Origin of the sequence: Streptococcus mitis (assembly GCF_003942775.1) — a bacterium.
Taxonomy (GTDB): Bacteria; Bacillota; Bacilli; order Lactobacillales; family Streptococcaceae; genus Streptococcus; species Streptococcus mitis_CN.
The window spans coordinates 1-763 of the sequence record NZ_RJNX01000026.1 but is presented as its reverse complement, the minus strand read 5'-3'; the positions used below and the strand labels follow the sequence as shown (position 1 = coordinate 763).

The following is a 763-nucleotide window of genomic DNA, read 5'->3' as shown; positions in this document are numbered from 1 at the left end:
GAACGGTTTTCTTGATTTGAATAGATATTCAATTTTGAGTAGGTATTACTCAGAGTTAAGTGACGATAGCCTAGGAGATACACCTGTACCCATGCCGAACACAGAAGTTAAGCCCTAGAACGCCGGAAGTAGTTGGGGGTTGCCCCCTGTGAGATATGGAAGTCGCTTAGCTCTAGGGAGTTTAGCTCAGCTGGGAGAGCATCTGCCTTACAAGCAGAGGGTCAGCGGTTCGATCCCGTTAACTCCCATTTAAGCGGGTGTAGTTTAGTGGTAAAACTACAGCCTTCCAAGCTGTTGTCGCGAGTTCGATTCTCGTCACCCGCTTTGAACTTTGTTCAATTACCAAGTTTTTAACTTGGGCGCGTAGCTCAGGTGGTTAGAGCGCACGCCTGATAAGCGTGAGGTCGGTGGTTCGAGTCCACTCGTGCCCATAAAGTTTGGTCCGTTGGTCAAGGGGTTAAGACACCGCCTTTTCACGGCGGTAACACGGGTTCGAATCCCGTACGGACTATTTTGGAGGATTACCCAAGTCCGGCTGAAGGGAACGGTCTTGAAAACCGTCAGGCGTGTAAAAGCGTGCGTGGGTTCGAATCCCACATCCTCCTTTTGTATTAACGCGGGATGGAGCAGCTCGGTAGCTCGTCGGGCTCATAACCCGAAGGTCGTAGGTTCAAATCCTGCTCCCGCAATAAGGCTCGGTAGCTCAGTTGGTAGAGCAATGGATTGAAGCTCCATGTGTCGGCGGTTCGATTCCGTCTCGCGC

The 763-nt window shown here is 51.1% G+C and carries 6 tRNA genes and 1 rRNA gene; all 7 read left to right on the top strand.

The annotated features are described in order from the left end of the window. Positions 1-55 precede the first annotated feature (55 nt). A 5S ribosomal RNA gene (gene rrf / locus D8848_RS10685) occupies positions 56-171 on the top strand. Positions 172-175: 4 nt separating this feature from the next. After that, positions 176-248 (top strand) — tRNA-Val (locus tag D8848_RS10680). A gap of 5 nt (positions 249-253) precedes the next feature. Next, a tRNA-Gly gene (locus D8848_RS10675) sits at positions 254-324 on the top strand. 33 nt (positions 325-357) lie between these two features. Further along, a tRNA-Ile gene (locus D8848_RS10670) sits at positions 358-431 on the top strand. Between the two features lie 8 nt (positions 432-439). Continuing rightward, positions 440-511 (top strand) — tRNA-Glu (locus D8848_RS10665). A gap of 4 nt (positions 512-515) precedes the next feature. Continuing rightward, positions 516-605 (top strand) — tRNA-Ser (locus D8848_RS10660). 10 nt (positions 606-615) lie between these two features. Beyond that, positions 616-689 (top strand) — tRNA-Met (locus D8848_RS10655). Positions 690-763 lie beyond the last annotated feature (74 nt).